Here is a 15,545-nt window from a genome sequence, read left to right as displayed (position 1 = left end):
CCTGTAAATGAGAGCTGTGATGTCGTGATGGTTCACTAATTACTCAGCACAAGCCGTGCCATTTGGAACTATTCATGTATTTCAGTAGGTTGCGGGATCTCTAGTCGTTCAGGCAGGGGCGCCCGGTTCTGTGCCGGAGTGGTTTTGGTGCAGAAAATGGACAATTGCACCAAGGTGAACACCAATCGAGAGGCTTTCCACGGGATCTTTTTAACGGTGCAGCCTGGCTTCAACCTGCGCACCATGCGGCATTCAAGGCCCTTACACGCATCAAAGCGTGCACTGGCCTCCTAATTGCTTTCTTTAAAGACAGACAACTCAGGCAACGAAGCCCGCCCCCGGCTCTGGAAACAGAACCCGGGAGGCGGGTTTTTTTGGTTAAAAGCGAGGAACAGCATGAAACACCACGACACTCCAACGGACTCTATTGCCACCACCTGCCCCTACTGTGGTGTTGGCTGCGGTGTGCTGGCCACCTCCGGCTATGTCGGGGGCGATCGCCTGCATCCGGCTAATGGCGGCCGGCTTTGCGTCAAGGGCTCTGCCTTGCACGAGACGCTGGAGGATCCGAACCGGTTGTTGGAGCCAAAGGTCGGGGGGCGTGAGGTGACGTGGGCTGAGGCCATTGACCGGATAGCCGGGGCCATTTCTGAATCGGTGCGGGAGCATGGTCCGGAGTCGGTGGCTTTCTATCTCTCCGGGCAGTTGCTCACGGAGGATTATTACGTTGCCAACAAGCTGGCCAAGGGCTTTATCGGCACTCCGCATGTGGATACCAATTCCAGACTGTGCATGTCCTCGGCCGTTGCGGCCCACAAGCGTGCCTTTGGCGAGGACTGTGTCCCGGGCTGCTACGAGGATCTTGAGCTGGCGGACTTGCTGGTGCTTGCGGGCAGCAACGCCGCCTGGGCCCACCCGGTGCTGTACCAGCGGATGAGTGCGGCAGGTCGTCAGGGACGGAGAGTGGTGGTCATCGATCCCAGAAAGACAGCAACGACCGACCTGGCGGACCTGCACCTTCAGCTTCGCCCCGGAACAGACACCCTGTTGTTCAACGGCTTGCTGGTCTGGCTGCAGGATCATGAAGCGCTGGCGGATGACTATATTGCAAAGCACTGTAACGGTTTCGAGGAAACCCTGGCGATCGCCCGGTCCTGTGCCCCTTCTGTGCAAGCGGTGGCCAGCGGCTGCGATCTGGCAGCAGAAGATGTACGGTGCTTCTATGAGTGGTTTGCAGACACCGGGCGCACTGTGACCGCTTTTTCCCAGGGTATTAATCAGTCGGTCGCCGGTACCGACAAAGCCAATGCCATCATTAACTGCCATCTGGCTACCGGGCGGGTGGGCCTACCGGGTGCGAGCCCGTTTTCGTTAACCGGGCAGCCCAATGCCATGGGTGGTCGTGAGGTCGGCGGGCTCGCCAATACCCTGGCAGCCCATATGGATTATGACACCCCGGGCGCCATGCTCCGGGTCTCGGATTTCTGGCACAGCGAGCAGATGGCCAAGGGGCCTGGCCATAAAGCCGTGGAGTTGTTCGAGGCGGTTCACCGGGGTGAGATCCGTGTGCTCTGGGTAATGGGAACCAACCCCGCAGTCAGCCTGCCGGACACTGACCGGATTCACCAGGCACTGTCCCGTTGCCAGACGTTGATCGTTTCGGACTGTGTGGCTCAGACCGATACCACGCAGTTTGCCGATATCCTCTTGCCGGCTGCCGGCTGGGGCGAGAAAGATGGAACGGTGACTAATTCGGAGCGTCGCATTTCGCGCCAACGGCGGTTTCTATCCCTGCCGGAGAAGGTCCGGCCGGATTGGCAGATTATGCGGGATGTTGCCTGGGCCCTTGGCCATGCCCAAGCCTTCGACTACCGTTCCCCGGCCGATATTTTTCGTGAACATGCTGCGTTGTCCGGTTATGGAAACGGGGGCGAGCGTGTGTTCAATATTTCGGCGTTGTCTCAGCTCAGTGACAAGGAGTACGACGAACTGGCGCCGGTGCAGTGGCCGGTTACGGATGGTAATCCAGGAGCCTGGATGCAAACCCGCCGGCTGTTTTCGCACGGCAGGTTCCCTACGCCGGATGGCCGGGCCCGGTTGGTGCCTGTGTCCAGTTTGCCGCCCGGGCAGCAACCGAGCCCCCGGTATCCACTGGTGGTGAATACCGGGCGAATCCGGGACCAATGGCACACCATGACCCGAACGGCCGTGGCCCCCAGACTGCTTGCCCATCGCAGCGAGCCCTTTATTGAGCTGCACCCGGCGGATCTTGCCAACTTTGGCCTGACGGAAGGCGCGCTGGCGTTGCTGTGTGGGCAGGGCGGTGCCGGTTACGTTGGTCGGGTGCGGGCCAGCACCGGGCAGCGTACCGGTGAAGTGTTTGTGCCCATTCACTGGAATGGCCGGTTTGCCTCTGCTGCCCTGGCCTCCAGCCTGATCCGGCCGGTTGTGGACCCCATCTCCGGCCAGCCAGAAGGCAAGCACGGGGTGGCGACAATCCGGCCCCTGGTGACTTGCTGGCAGGCGAGGCTGATGTTGAATGACGCCAGCGATGTTTCATTGGACACCACTGCCCTTGTCTACTGGAGCCGCCAGCGCTTGCCCCACAGTCACAGCTGGTGGTTCGCCGGTGGCCATGACATGAACTGGGATGACTGGGGGCAAGGGTGTTTTTCCCGGGAACCGGAAATGGTGATGGAGGACCGCGCCAGGCAGCGTTACCGAGCCGCCTGGCTCAGCGGCGATCGACTGGATGCCGTGTTACTGGTTGAACCCTGTGCTCAGACCATGCCGGATCTGGACTGGCTGGACAGTTGCTTCGGCAGCGGTGAGCTGGGGCCGGAACAACGCCGGTCGTTACTGGCAGCAGGGACGGTGGAAGGCGAGGCGGCGGGGCCGATTATCTGCAGCTGTTTTGGCGTGGGTGAGCACCAGATTGCCCAAGCCATTGAGCAGGGCATGGCCAGCCCGGAGGCACTGGGCGAGCACCTGAAGTGTGGTACCAACTGTGGCTCCTGCCTTCCGGAGATACAGGACCTGCTTGCTCGCACTGGGGCCCGGGAACCCGCCTGAGTCAGGCCGCAGCAGCCCGCCGAAGCAGCGACAGCGGCACCCGGTAACGAAGGATCCGGGCATGCTGGCTGACAGTCACGGTGCAAGTCTTGCGGTTAACGCGCACCACCTGGCCTTGAATTTCGCGTCTGCCGTCGCCGAATACCACTGAATCCCCCACCTGCCAGTGCCGATGCTCCGCAGTGGGACTCGGAAATTCAAAGGGCGCGGTGGATAGCTCGATCCCGCAGCCGCTGGCCTGTTCCGCAAGGTATAGCCGGGTGGCGTTTGCGGCACCGCTGTGGTGCAACTCATTCAGCGCTTCATAGAAATGCCGGTTATGCACCGAGCCGTAATGCCGCTGCCCGGCGCTGTGCTGCAACAAATGGGCAAACTCATGGCAGCAGGTGTGCGCCAGCAGGTTCAGCACACTCACTTCCCCCTCAAAATAGCCGCGGCTCCGGATTTCCCGGGTGGATAACCAGCCCTGGGCGGTTTCCGGTTGATGCTTGGCGGCAATCATCCGGGCCCCGTAGGTGATCAGATGTTGCTTCTTGCGGGGATCATAACGGTGGTAAGTGGCTTGCCCGGAGCCTACGCGCAGCACCAGTCCTGCACACTGGTTCTGTTTTCGAACCCAGCTTGCAGCCGGCGCCCATAGAATGTCCCGGGTGGCCTGGCACATGAGAGTGCCGAGTGTCTTTGTAAATTCGGGGAGTGAAGATGTCACGAGTTAACGGGCTTCCAGTTCTTTGCGAGCCGTCATTGCCAAAAAGGCTGACCGGCTCATATGTCTGCTCCGGGCCTCCTCGTCAATGCGACGCAACAGGCCTTCCGGAAGGCTGACGTTAAGGCGGACAGATCGGGTTTTCAAGCGGTTAACGTCTATATCCACCATCATCCAGAGACCACCCTGATAGTCACGGTTATTCATCAGGTCGTCCAGGGAGGACGGCGAGGGAAGCTCCATGTCTTCGTCTTCGCAGTAAAGCTCAATGGCCTCCTGGATTTTTCCCGGCAACTCCTGCCATTGGTCGGCAGCGGAAAAACAGCCGGGGAAGTCCGGAATTTCTGCGCCGTGGGCGTGCTCGTCGTCGCCCTTGTGTACGTATACGGGATAAAGCACGTTTACCTCCAGTCCCAGCCGGCCTGACGATAAATGCTTCTCAGGGTGCCGATGGGAATATCTTTTCGGGGGTGCGGAACCACAACATGACCCGGTTTGTCCGGATGTTTGTACTTTTCGTGATCTCCCTTGCCACCGACTTTGACCCAGCCTTCGGCTTTGAGTCGTTTAATCAGGTCAGCACTTTTCACAAGATAAGATCCTTGTTGTGTATGTTTACACAATGGTTTGTTCCTGACAATGAAGCCCGGAAACAAAAACGGCCGGCCCGAAGGCCAGCCGTTTTCCGAGGATCGAACCTGAAAAATCAGGCTTCGATTGGCGAGCGCCAGTCGTCTGCACCGGAAGTACCGGCAACGGCATGCTCCCAGGTTACCTTGCGGTAGGACAGGGAAACGGTTACCAGCTGGGTGAAGTCCGCGTTGGCGGCGTCCTGGCAGTGGGGCATGTTGCAGTTGATGTCGATGATGGTGGCATCTTCCAGGATGGTGGAGAAGAAGTGCTCCTGCTTGCCTTCTACGGAAGTGCGGTACCACTTGAGCTCTACTTTCGGCAGCATTTCGCCGGAAGCCAGGGCGTTGTACATCAGCGGGGTGGATTTGTTCAGGGCGGAAGTGAACTTGAACGGCTTGTGAACGCGCTGGCCGGAAGGCTGGCCGGACTGGGGATCAGTCGGAACGGTGACAACGTGGCTGAATTCCTGAACCAGCACTTCGTCTTCGTGGCCTTCAACGTAGATGTTGCCTACGGAATCGGAAGTGAATGCGCCGGCGGTGATGTTGCCCTGAGTTTTACCTTCGATGCTGATATAACAAGGAGTTGGCATAGTCTGCTCCATGACAATGTGTGAGTGAGTGTCCCAAGGTTGTTCCCTGGACGGCGTAACTGATAACAATCCCCGTGCCAGTTTTTTAATTCTTATATAAAACATACAGTTATGTGTTTTTATGGCGTTTCCTGAGTGCCTTCGGGCAACGCGTTGCCTGGCGTACGGGCGAGCTTTTGCTGGCCGGGCAAGAAATGGCCCGGAGCTCAGATCCAGGAGCCTCCGGCCAGGGAAGTTAATAGCGCCAGCAGAAGCAGGGCTGAGACGCCTTGCCAGAAACGTACCGGGTGCCGTTCCATGAGAGGAGGATGGTGTCGGGCGCGCCAGTCCTGCCCGGGGTGTCGGAGTTCATAGAGCAGTTCCGATAACGCCGGGTAGCGACGATGGGGTTCCGGGTGGGTGGCCCGGGCCAGGGTGGCGTCCAGCCACGGTGGCAGGTCTTCGCGCCAGGCCCTGGCTGGCCGGTATGTCAGGGCCCGCAGTTGTTTGCGAGTGCGGATTCGGGGCACATCGGTGTGGTAGGGCAGGTGCCCGGTCAACAGCTGATAGACAATCACGCCAAGGGCGTACTGGTCCGACTGCCAGGTGCCCGGCTCGCCGAGAAACAGTTCCGGGGCCGAGTAGAGGGCTGCGCCAACCGGATAGTCGGTGGCAGGTTTGCCGGCTTCTTCAAGACCGGCGACCCGGGTAGCTCCGAAATCGACCAGCATGGCCTGGCCATCGGGTGTGATCAGGACATTTTCCGGTTTCAGGTCCTGATGCACCATTTCCAGCCGGTGAAAGGCCCTGAGTCCCCGGATAATCTGCTCGGCCAGTTGTCGCACGGTTTCCAGGTCTGGCTGAGGGTGGTCAAGCATCCATTGCCGCAAGGTACAGCCTTCCACATAGTCAGTGGCCAGGTACAGGCAACTTTGCGGGCGCTCCGGGGCAAAGATGGCGACCACATGGGGGCTCTGCACGCGCTGGGCAATCCAGCGTTCGGTGGCAAATCGCTCCAGTTCGTCCGGGTACTGTCGTAACTCCATGGCGGGAAACTTGATTGCGACTTGCTTCCCGGAACTTTCATCCACGGCCAGGTAAACGTGGCTTCGGCTACTGATGTGCAGGGCCCGGATGATCCGGTACCCGTCCAGCACCTGTCCGGGTGCGGGCTCGGGCGCGAAGGGCAGTTCGCGATAGGCCTCCTGGGCGCTGACGTCCTGTGTCCGAGAGGGTAACTGGAGTACGCGCAGTACCTGAACGGTCAGGTTATCCTCACTTCCCCGCTCCAGTGCCAGGTTGGCCAATGCCCGGGCAGCGTGATACAGATTGTCCCCGCAGTCTGCAAGGCATCTGGTGATATCCCCTGCAGACAGTTGTTCGTATACACCATCGGTCATCATCACAAATACGTCGTTCCGGTGCAGGGCGACACTGCGATATTCGATGTCCAGTTGCGGGCTCAGCCCCAGAGCCCGGTTCAGGCAGCTTTCGTCGGCCGAAAGCCAGACCCGGTGGTCGGTCGTGAATTGTTCCAGGGTGTTGCCCTGAAGCCGGTAAATCCGGGCGTCTCCTACATGAAACAGGTGCGCCGTTGCGGATTTCAGCACCAGGGCACTGAAGGTGCAGACGTAGCCCCGGTCCTGGTCGTAGCGATAACGGCTTTGCCGGGTCTGGGCGTGCAGCCAGGCATTGGTGGCCCGAACTACCCGTTCGGCCGACTGTTTCACCGACCAGCTCTCGGGGGTCGAGTAGTAGTCGCTCAGGAAGCCTGCCACCGCCGCTTCACTGGCCTCCTGGCTGACATTGCTGGAGCTGATGCCGTCGGCGATCACCGCCGCAATGCCTTTGCTGTGGCGCTGATGATTGTCTGGTATCAACAGGCCGTGGAAATCCTGGTTGACCGGTTTCCGGCCGGCGCTGCTGAACTGTCCGGCTTCTATCGTGAGCTGTTGGGTGCTGGACATGGATATGAACCAGTGAAGCCCCCGGTGTGTGCGGCACCGGGGGCTTCAGCCGTGATCAGGCGCTGCGGGTGCTGGCTGGTGCGCGGTAGTCCGCTGCCAGCGTGCGCTTGGGCGCAGTGCGTATATGGGTGGCATAGAGGGTCAGGCCGGTGAAGGACAAGCCGCCCACCAGGTTGCCCAGCACGGTGGGAATTTCATTCCAGATGAAGTAGTCCATGATGCCGAACTCGCCGCCCATCAGCAGGGCAAACGGGAACAGGAACATGTTCACAATGGAATGCTCGAAGCCCATGTAGAAGAACAGCATGATCGGCATCCACATGGCCAGTACCTTGCCCTGCACCGTGGTGGAGATCATCGCACCGACCACGCCCATCGACACCATCCAGTTACACAGCACGCCCCGCAGAAAGATGGTAAACCAGCCCGCAACGCCGTGTTCGGCGTAACCCAGGGTGCGGGCTTTGCCAATGGAGGCGATTTTTTCGCCTACCACACCGGGCTCGGTGTTGAAGCCGTAGGTGAAGACGAAGGCCATGATGGCGGCCACGGTGAGGGCGCCGCCGAAGTTACCCAGGAACACCCAGCCCCAGTTGCGCAGAATGCCCCGGGTATCCACGCCCGGGCGCCGGTCCAGAAGCGCCAGCGGCGTGAGCATGAACACGCCGGTGAGCAGGTCGAAGCCCATCAGGTAGAGCATGCAGAAGCCGACCGGGAACAGCATGGCTCCGGCCAGGGGGCTGCCGGTCTGGACGGTGACGGTGATGGCAAAGACGGCGGCCAGGGCCAGGATGGCACCGGCCATGAAGGCCCGGATCAGGACATCCCGGGTGGCCATATAGATTTTCGATTCTCCGGCGTCGACCATCTTGGTGACGAACTCGGAAGGCAGAATGTAGGACATAACGGATTCCTCCTGGTTTTCTGACGCGGTTGCCGGCGCCAAAAAAAAGGCGCCGCTCACTATTCGCGCTGAGAGCGAAGGTGAGCAGACGCCGTCGTCTGAAGTCGTTCATTTTCGGTGTGGCAGAGTGCTGGTCTGCTGAAGGGTTCTCAGCAGGGTTCGTGCCAGCTCTGGCAGTTTTAAGAAAAGGTAGTGATTTCAATAATAAAGCGGACGTGACCGAGGTTGGCCGGTTATTTCTGGCGCGGCCGGCAGCACCGATGCAGTGCAGCCTGCGAGGCGCTGGTGCATTTTCAGCGCAAACTGAACCGAACCGGCAGAGCGTAGGCAAAGGTTTGCCCCTGCATTTCCGGCGGCACGGCAGGCAGTGGTGCGGCTTGTTCCAGCATTTGCAGGGCGGCATCGTCCAGCAGGCGGTGGCCTGAGCTGTCCCGAAGTGAGTGCTCGAGAAGCTTGCCGTCGCGGGTGAACTCGAACACGATCACCGGTGTGCCCTGTTGGCCCAGCCGGCGCGCCCGGCGCGGGTAGTCGTAGTAGCGGGCCAGGTGGCGGCTGAGTTTGCTCAGATAGCTGTTCACGTCGGCGGAGTTGCCGGCAGTCTGCAGGGGTACCGCATCCTGGCTTTCCGAGGCATCGCCCTCTTCCCCGGATGTCTCAGTCGCTTCTGAAACATCCGCCGCAGGGGCAGGCTCTGCCGGCGTGGGTGCCGGTTCCGAAGCAGGCTCCGGTGTTGGCTCGGGTTCAGGTTCTGGCCGAGGTTCGGGTTTCGGAGCCGGTTCGGGCTTGGGCTCGGGTTTCGGTTTCGGCGCGGGCTCTGGCTTGGCAGGGGGAGCCGCGGGTGTTTCCACCGGCGCAGGTGTTTTCCGGCCAGCCAGGCTGATCTTGATAGCCGGTGCGGTGTTCACAGCGCTGTCGCCCAGGGTAGCCAGGGGTATGGGTTTGTTCGGTGCCGCCAGCGTCAGCCCGAAGCCGGCAGCGGCTATGGCCAGCACCAGAAACAACAACTTGGAGCCCTTGTGTTCCGGCATCATTGCCCGGGCTCCGTCAGCAGCAGAACCTCGGTGTAGCCGCCCTGCTCCAGGACGGACAGCAGCGCTTCCAGGTCGGACATGGTAAGCGACTGGTCTGCGGCAATTCTCAGGGGATTGTTGTCATCGGGTTGCGGCAGGGCGGCCAGCAGCTGTTCTTCGCCCAGCACCTTGCCCTGTACTTTCCACTGGCCATCGGCCGCGACCATCAGGTCGGCTTCGGGGGCACGTTCCTGTTGCTGTCGGGCTGCACCGGGCAGCTCGGGCAGGGGCTCGTTGGTCAGCTGGCCGGCCACGATAAAGAAGATCAGCAGCAGGAACACCAGGTTGATCAGCGGCAGCAGGGCGTCTTCAACCCGGTCCAGCAGGCCTTTGCCGGAGGTTGATGGAGGAGGAACCAGTTCTGTCATAGGTCGTTGGTGCTTTGGCGATTCCAGTGCGCTTCCACGCCGGCGTTGTCCAGGGCGCTCAGGGTGCGGGTGAAATCTGCCAGGCGGGCATCGGCGCTGGTGCCCAGGTTGGCTTCCCGGATGCCGGCTGCCTTCAGTGCTTCCAGTAATTCCCCGAGGCTGTAGCGGTTGTCCTGCCACACTACCTGACCGTTGGCGGTTACCTGCAGCTCAGGCAGGGGCTCGCCGGTTACGCTGCTGCGGCTTTCAGTGTTATTGCCCAGCTCCAGGTAGTCCACGGGCAGCAAGCGGGTGGTCAGCATGAAAAACACCAGCAAAATAAACACCACATCAATCAGCGGTGTAATCCGGATCGGTAGTGGCCGGTTGGGCCGGGGTTCAACCAGCTGCATGGGCGAAGCGCGGGCTGTCGTTGCCGGAATAATTACGGGTGTCAGCGGCTTTTGAGGGTTCATCCGCTGGGACAGCCTGCGGCGCGCCGGCGGCCTCACCCGACGGCACCACATTGAACACGCTGACCAGTGCGCTGTTGATGGTCTTGTGAATCCGGCGCAGGCGGAATTCGATCCAGGCGGCCAGGGCGGCAAAGGGAATGGCGACTATCAGGCCTGCAGCGGTGGTCATCAGGGCTTCGTAGATACCGCCACTGAGCTGGCTGGCGTTGGCCCGGCCTTCGGTGGCGGCCATGGCGCTGAAGGCTTCCATCATGCCCATGACGGTGCCCAGCAGGCCCAGCAGCGGAGCCAGGGCGGCAATCACTTCGATGATTTTCAGCGGTGCTTCAAAGGGTTCCAGTGCACCCTGGGCATCCCGCACGGCGGTCTCGCGCACGGCCGGGGTGTTGGGGTTGGTCTGGCAGGCGCTCATGGTATTCACCAGCAGGTGCATCAGCGGGTTGCCGCGACCGAAAAAGCCGGCTTGCTGGCGCACCTGTTCCGGGCGGGTGTCCGACGGCGCAGATTGCCACTGGTCTACCAGGGTGCGCAGCTTGCGGGTGTATCGTGGGGCGTAGAAGCTGCCGTACAGCATCAGGTAAACAAAGGTAACGGTACCGATCACCGCCAGGGCAATCAGCACAACCATGATCGGGCCGCCCATGTCGACCAGCTGGTTTAACGGACTGAGTTCGGTAAGGGGCTCGGCTACGGCGCTGAAGGGTTCCATGAAGCAACACTCGGAAAAATGAAAACAGAACTAAATAATAACTATTATCACTAGAATTACAAGTGGGAATGCGAATGTGTTGCAACGGGCTGGCTGCTTTTCGAAACAGTGCGGAGGTGTGTCAGCCGAACCAGCCGGCTGACTGCGCCGCCTGCCATAACAGCCGCAGTGCCAACAGGGTCAGCACCACGTTGAACGCCAGGCTGAACCAGCGGTTGGTCATGGTGTTCAGCAGGCGCAGCCCCAGCCAGGTGCCGGCAAAGCCGCAGGCAATCATGGCGACAATGAACAGCAGCCATTCCGAGAACACAAAGCCGGCAAAGCCGAACACCAGGGCTTTGGGCGCATGCTGCAGGGTCATGGCGGCGGCAAAGGTGGATACGGTTTTGAAACGGTCGGTGTGAATCTGCTTGATGAATGCGGCTACCAAAGGACCGGTGGCACCGACAAACAGGCTGATAAAACTGGTGATGGCCGAGGCCAGGAAAATACCGGCAGGCCCGAATGAGGCCTTGGGCAGTTTCGGGCCCCAGCACAGATACAGCACGAAGCCGGCAATGGTCAGCTGCCAGAGGTGAGCGGGAAGGTTGACCAGTAACCAGGCACCCAGGGCCGCCCCCGCCACAACACCCGGCGCAAAGGCGAGAATCACCCGCCAGTCTATATGGCGAAAGGTCAGTACAGCCCTGCCGGTGTTAGAGCCCAGCTGGATCATGCCGTGGACAGGAATAATCGCCGCTGGCGGAATCCAGGTGGCCATCAGCACCAGCAGCAATACACCACCACCGGCGCCCAGCACGGCAGTCAGCATGGAGGTAACGGCGGAGGCCGCCAGCAGGAATAATCCCACGCCCGTGCTCAGGGCTTCCGGGAACAGCAGATCCATGGCACTCACCTAACGATTGTCGTAAGCTCCGGAGTTTCCGGATTACACCCGAAATGTCCAGCCGGATTGCACCACAAAACAACAAGCAGGGTTGCCGATGAAACAGTCTGAATATCTGAGCTTTGATGCCACCGCACTGGCTGACCTGATTCGCCGGGGCGACGTCAGCGCCCGGGAAGTGGCCGAAGCGGCCATCGACCGGGCCAACCGGGTGAATGGCAAACTCAACGCGATATGTCATCCGCAGTTCACCGAAGCCCTGGAACAGGGTTTCCCTGAGGACGGGCCCTTTGCCGGCGTGCCGATACTGTTGAAAGACCTGGCCCAGGAGCAGGCCGGCCATCCCTGCAGCTATGGCAGCCGGGCCCTGAGCACCAATGTACCGACCCGGGATTCGGAATTCGTGCGCCGTGCCCGCAACGCCGGGCTGGTGTTTCTGGGGCGCACGGCTACGCCGGAATTCGGCCTGAAGGCGGTGACGGAATCCGAGCTTTGGGGCCCCAGCCGCAATCCCTGGAACACCGACCTTACCCCCGGCGGTTCCAGCGGTGGTTCCGGTGCCGCAGTGGCAGCCGGTATTGTGCCCATGGCCGGAGCTAATGATGGCGGGGGTTCCATCCGTATTCCGGCGGCCTACAACGGCCTGTTCGGCCTGAAACCATCCCGGGGCCGCATCTCAGTGGGCCCGCACATGGGTGAGGCCTGGACCGGCGCCTCCACCGATCACGTGGTGTGCCGCACCGTGCGAGACAGCGCGGCCATGCTGGATGTGCTGGCCGGCCCCGCCAGCGGTGACCCGTTCCGCATTCCTGCGCCCGAATCGTCGTTTCTCGAACAGATGCAGCAATCCCCCGGCAAGCTGAAAATCGGTGTGTTCACCTCCTCACCCTACGACACCGACGTGGCCCCGGAATGCGTGGCGGCGGTGGAAGAAACCGCGAGAATGCTGGAGGGGCTCGGGCATGAGGTGGAATACGCCCGTCCGGACTTTGACGGCATGGCCCTGGCCCGGTGCTACCTGTCCCTGTATTTCGGGGAAGTCTCGGCCCTGATGGACAGCGCCCGGGAACGCTTCGGTGCCACGGATAAAGACTTTGAACTGGAAACCCGCCTGCTGGGAATGCTCGGCCGCACCATGCCGCTGCCGGACTACGTTCGGCGGCGCCAGCAGTGGAATGACTTTGCCCGGGCCCTGGGGGCGTTCTTCGACCGCTTTGACCTGTACCTGAGCCCTACGACTGGTCAGTTGCCGGCACAGATTGGCCAGATGGATACCCCGGCGCACCTGAAGCTGGTCGCCCGGCTGATGCTGGGCCTGAAAGCCGGCAAACTGGTACACCGTTCAGGACAGGTAGACCAGATGGCCCTGGAAAGCCTCGCCCGAACCCCCTTCACCCAGCTGGCCAACCTGACCGGAACCCCGGCAATGTCGGTGCCCATGCACTGGACCCGCGACGGGCTGCCGGTGGGCGTTCAATTCGGTGCGGCCCACGGCGGCGAAGGCGGCTTGCTGCAACTGGCCGCCCAGCTGGAGGAAGCCAACCCCTGGTTTGCCAACTACGAGCGTCTGGAATCGGCATTCTGAAGAAACTGTGCGGATTTGTTGGTCAGGGGTTGTGATCCGGGCCAACAAACTCCACGTTTATCTTTCCATGTGGAACAGGCTATGCTGTAGGGCAGGGACTCCGCTCCCTGACCACCCTGATGGCATCGAGGAGGCGAGCATCTTATGAACCAATCGATGGCAATCGACGATCTGGTATCCGTAGCACAGGCCGAAGCCATGGGGGAGCTGGATGCCCCGATGATGGCAATTGTTCTCTCCAGCGATGAGAGCTACGACCTGCCCATCAACTCCCTGGAAACCGATGCCGACAAGGCCCGCTGGGGCCTGATTCTGCGTGCCGCCCGTGAGCATGTAGAAGCCGACGCGGTGGCTGTGCTTTACCCGGCCTGGACCACCATCCGCCGCAAGCCGGCTGAAAGCGAAGAACCCGAAGAGTCTGAAAAATCCGACGTGCAGGCCTCAGAGGCCGATGACGGCAATGCAGACGACGACAAGGGCCCCATCGACACCCTGTTTGTGCAGCTGCACACCCGCGACAGGATTTACTGGCGCGGCTTCGAACAAATCCGGGACCCGCGGCACCAGCGCATCATCGGCTTCCGCCGGATCAAGGCGCTGTCCACCGACTACGAACGGGATAACGCGCCCTCTGTGGCGGCCTGGCTCAGTACCCTGTTCGAGCCGCTGCCGGACGAAGGCGAGCAAACCGATATCGACCAGGAGCTGGCAAACCTGCTGGAAGAGCCGGAAGTGAGTGCCGCGCTCTACCCCCGGCAGATGCGCGCCCTGCATTGACGGATAAGGGCAAGTACACACGGCAGTGATTCGGGTTTGATCAGCGAATAGGCTATAATCGTCGGTTTTATCCTGCACCCTCAAGGCACTGAACCAGGGCACTGACCGTGATTGTATTTGACCAGGTACAGAAGTCGTATCAGGTGGCCGGCCGGGCGATCCCCGCGTTGCATGCCACCAGTATGACCATAGAAACCGGCGAAGTATTCGGCATCGTCGGCCATTCCGGTGCGGGCAAGTCGACCCTTGTCCGCCTGATCAACATGCTCGAGCCAGCGACCGGTGGCCGCATCCTGATCGATAACGAAGACATCACCCGCTACAGCGCCGCCGAGCTCAGGGCGTTCCGCCGCAAAGTGGGCATGATCTTCCAGCACTTCAACCTGTTGTCGTCCAAAACCGTGGCTGACAACATCGCCTTCCCCATGAAACTGGCGGGTATCTACTCGAAAACCGAGATCCGGGAACGGGTGGACGAACTGCTGGCCCGGGTCAGCCTGAGCGACCATGCCAACAAATACCCGTCCCAGTTGTCCGGCGGCCAGAAACAGCGCGTGGGCATCGCCCGGGCCCTGGCCTGCCGCCCGACCATCCTGCTGTGTGACGAAGCCACCAGCGCCCTGGACCCGCAAACCACCCAGTCGGTACTGAAACTGCTCGGCGACATCAACAAGGAACTGGGCCTGACCATCGTACTCATCACCCACGAAATGGACGTGGTGCGCCGGGTGTGCGACCGGGTAGCCGTGATGGACGCTGGCCGTGTTGTGGAAATGGGCCCGGTGAGCGATGTGTTCCTGCACCCGCAGCACCCCACCACCCGGGATTTCGTGTTCGAAAGCGAGAACGTAGACCGCGACGAACTGCAGGAAGACCTGCAAAAAGCCAACGGCCGCATCCTGCGACTGACCTTCAAAGGCGAATCCACCTACAAGCCGCTGCTGGGCAGCGTGGCCCGGGAATCCGGTGTGGATTTCAGCATCCTGTCCGGCCGGATCGACCACATTAAAGACACCCCATACGGCCAGCTGACCCTGTCACTGGTGGGCGGTGATCTCGACATTGCCATGCAGGCGCTGGAAGCCGCCGACGTTCACGTGGAGGTGGTGCGCTGATGGAAGCTTTAATGGAAACCCTGATGGGCAACGTAGACTGGGCCGAAATCGGCTGGGCCAGCTGGGACACCCTGGTGATGGTAGGCATGTCGCTGCTGTTCAGCGTCCTCATCGGCCTGCCCGTCGGCGTACTGCTGTTCCTGTTCGGCAAACGCCAGCTGCTGGAACAACCGGTGGCCTACGCGGTGCTGTCGTTTGTAGTCAACGTACTGCGCTCGGTACCCTTTATCATCCTGCTGATCGTGATGATCCCGTTCACCGTCATGCTGATCGGCACCTCCCTGGGCGTAGCCGGGGCCATCCCGCCGCTGGTGGCCGGTGGCGCACCCTTCTTCGCCCGTTTGGTGGAAACTTCCCTGCGGGAAGTCGACCGCGGCATCATCGAAGCCACCCAGGCCATGGGTGCAAACGTAAGACAGATCATCTTCGGCGCCTTGCTGCCGGAAGCGCTTCCGGGCATCATCGCGGGTATTACGGTTACTGCCATCACGCTGGTGTCCTACGCGGCTATGTCTGGCGTTATCGGTGGCGGTGGCCTGGGCGACCTGGCTATCCGCTTCGGTTACCAGCGTTTCCAGACCGACGTGATGGTGATTACCGTGGCCTTGCTGGTAATCTTCGTACAGCTGTTGCAGATGGCGGGTGATCGCCTGGTGTTATATTTCAGCAGAAAGTAAGACTGTGATTGAGCTGGGAAAGCCATGCCAAGCCCGGTATAGGCAGGCTG

Annotated in this window: 16 protein-coding genes; 5 read left to right on the top strand and 11 right to left on the bottom strand. The window is 61.0% G+C overall.

Annotation, left to right across the window (positions count from 1 at the left end; all coding sequences use genetic code 11):
• Positions 1 to 396: 396 nt before the first annotated feature.
• Positions 397 to 3,072: a nitrate reductase gene (locus LWH94_RS12410; protein WP_232902409.1), complete on the top strand. Its 2,676-nt coding sequence runs from the start codon at positions 397 to 399 to the stop codon at positions 3,070 to 3,072.
• 1 nt (position 3,073) lies between these two features.
• Here LWH94_RS12410 and LWH94_RS12405 read toward each other — a convergent pair whose 3' ends face one another.
• From LWH94_RS12405 to LWH94_RS12355, 11 genes are all read right to left on the bottom strand, one after another.
• Entirely contained in the window at positions 3,074 to 3,736 is a 663-nt protein-coding gene (locus tag LWH94_RS12405; RefSeq protein WP_232902408.1) for a hypothetical protein, read from the bottom strand.
• Positions 3,737 to 3,784: 48 nt separating this feature from the next.
• The gene (locus LWH94_RS12400) at positions 3,785 to 4,177 is read right to left on the bottom strand and encodes a type II toxin-antitoxin system HicB family antitoxin (RefSeq protein ID WP_094624551.1); all 393 of its coding nucleotides are present in this window, start codon (positions 4,175 to 4,177) and stop codon (positions 3,785 to 3,787) included.
• A gap of 2 nt (positions 4,178 to 4,179) precedes the next feature.
• Positions 4,180 to 4,368, bottom strand: a complete 189-nt coding sequence (locus LWH94_RS12395; protein WP_058342274.1) for a type II toxin-antitoxin system HicA family toxin — start codon at positions 4,366 to 4,368, stop codon at positions 4,180 to 4,182.
• Positions 4,369 to 4,484: 116 nt separating this feature from the next.
• Positions 4,485 to 5,003, bottom strand: coding sequence for an Hcp family type VI secretion system effector (locus LWH94_RS12390; protein ID WP_100687468.1), 519 nt, complete (start codon positions 5,001 to 5,003; stop codon positions 4,485 to 4,487).
• 206 nt (positions 5,004 to 5,209) lie between these two features.
• Positions 5,210 to 6,949 carry a bifunctional protein-serine/threonine kinase/phosphatase gene (locus LWH94_RS12385; RefSeq protein WP_232902407.1) on the bottom strand — a complete coding sequence of 580 codons (1,740 nt, stop codon included), beginning with the start codon at positions 6,947 to 6,949 and terminating at the stop codon, positions 5,210 to 5,212.
• A 55-nt stretch (positions 6,950 to 7,004) separates the two neighbouring features.
• Positions 7,005 to 7,853 (bottom strand): formate/nitrite transporter family protein, encoded by an 849-nt coding sequence (locus LWH94_RS12380; RefSeq protein WP_199457754.1) that lies wholly within the window; start codon positions 7,851 to 7,853, stop codon positions 7,005 to 7,007.
• 293 nt (positions 7,854 to 8,146) lie between these two features.
• Positions 8,147 to 8,884, bottom strand: a complete 738-nt coding sequence (locus LWH94_RS12375; protein ID WP_232902406.1) for an energy transducer TonB — start codon at positions 8,882 to 8,884, stop codon at positions 8,147 to 8,149.
• Entirely contained in the window at positions 8,881 to 9,291 is a 411-nt protein-coding gene (locus tag LWH94_RS12370; RefSeq protein WP_094624400.1) for an ExbD/TolR family protein, read from the bottom strand. Before LWH94_RS12370 ends, LWH94_RS12375 begins: the two co-directional genes overlap by 4 nt.
• Positions 9,288 to 9,683: an ExbD/TolR family protein gene (locus tag LWH94_RS12365; protein ID WP_232902405.1), complete on the bottom strand. Its 396-nt coding sequence runs from the start codon at positions 9,681 to 9,683 to the stop codon at positions 9,288 to 9,290. Before LWH94_RS12365 ends, LWH94_RS12370 begins: the two co-directional genes overlap by 4 nt.
• Complete coding sequence (locus LWH94_RS12360) at positions 9,670 to 10,455, bottom strand: MotA/TolQ/ExbB proton channel family protein (protein WP_022990535.1); 786 nt, start codon at positions 10,453 to 10,455, stop codon at positions 9,670 to 9,672. The genes LWH94_RS12365 and LWH94_RS12360 overlap by 14 nt, the downstream gene beginning before the upstream one ends.
• A gap of 121 nt (positions 10,456 to 10,576) precedes the next feature.
• Entirely contained in the window at positions 10,577 to 11,341 is a 765-nt protein-coding gene (locus tag LWH94_RS12355) for a sulfite exporter TauE/SafE family protein (protein ID WP_022990536.1), read from the bottom strand.
• Between the two features lie 97 nt (positions 11,342 to 11,438).
• Here LWH94_RS12355 and LWH94_RS12350 point away from each other — a divergent pair, with 97 nt between their 5' ends.
• From LWH94_RS12350 to LWH94_RS12335, 4 genes are all read left to right on the top strand, one after another.
• On the top strand, positions 11,439 to 12,926 hold the full coding sequence (locus tag LWH94_RS12350; RefSeq protein ID WP_232902404.1) for an amidase: 1,488 nt from the start codon (positions 11,439 to 11,441) through the stop codon (positions 12,924 to 12,926).
• Positions 12,927 to 13,070: 144 nt separating this feature from the next.
• A complete protein-coding gene (locus LWH94_RS12345) occupies positions 13,071 to 13,703 on the top strand; it encodes a hypothetical protein (RefSeq protein WP_232902403.1) in 633 nt (210 codons plus the stop codon).
• A 107-nt stretch (positions 13,704 to 13,810) separates the two neighbouring features.
• A complete protein-coding gene (locus LWH94_RS12340) occupies positions 13,811 to 14,818 on the top strand; it encodes a methionine ABC transporter ATP-binding protein (protein ID WP_232902402.1) in 1,008 nt (335 codons plus the stop codon).
• Positions 14,818 to 15,495, top strand: a complete 678-nt coding sequence (locus LWH94_RS12335) for a methionine ABC transporter permease (protein ID WP_036220240.1) — start codon at positions 14,818 to 14,820, stop codon at positions 15,493 to 15,495. The genes LWH94_RS12340 and LWH94_RS12335 overlap by 1 nt, the downstream gene beginning before the upstream one ends.
• Positions 15,496 to 15,545: the final 50 nt, after the last annotated feature.

The organism is Marinobacter sp. G11, assembly GCF_021282325.1.
Taxonomy (GTDB): Bacteria; Pseudomonadota; Gammaproteobacteria; order Pseudomonadales; family Oleiphilaceae; genus Marinobacter; species Marinobacter vinifirmus.
The sequence above is the reverse complement of the archived record's forward strand: the minus strand, read 5'-3'. Positions and strand labels throughout refer to the sequence as shown.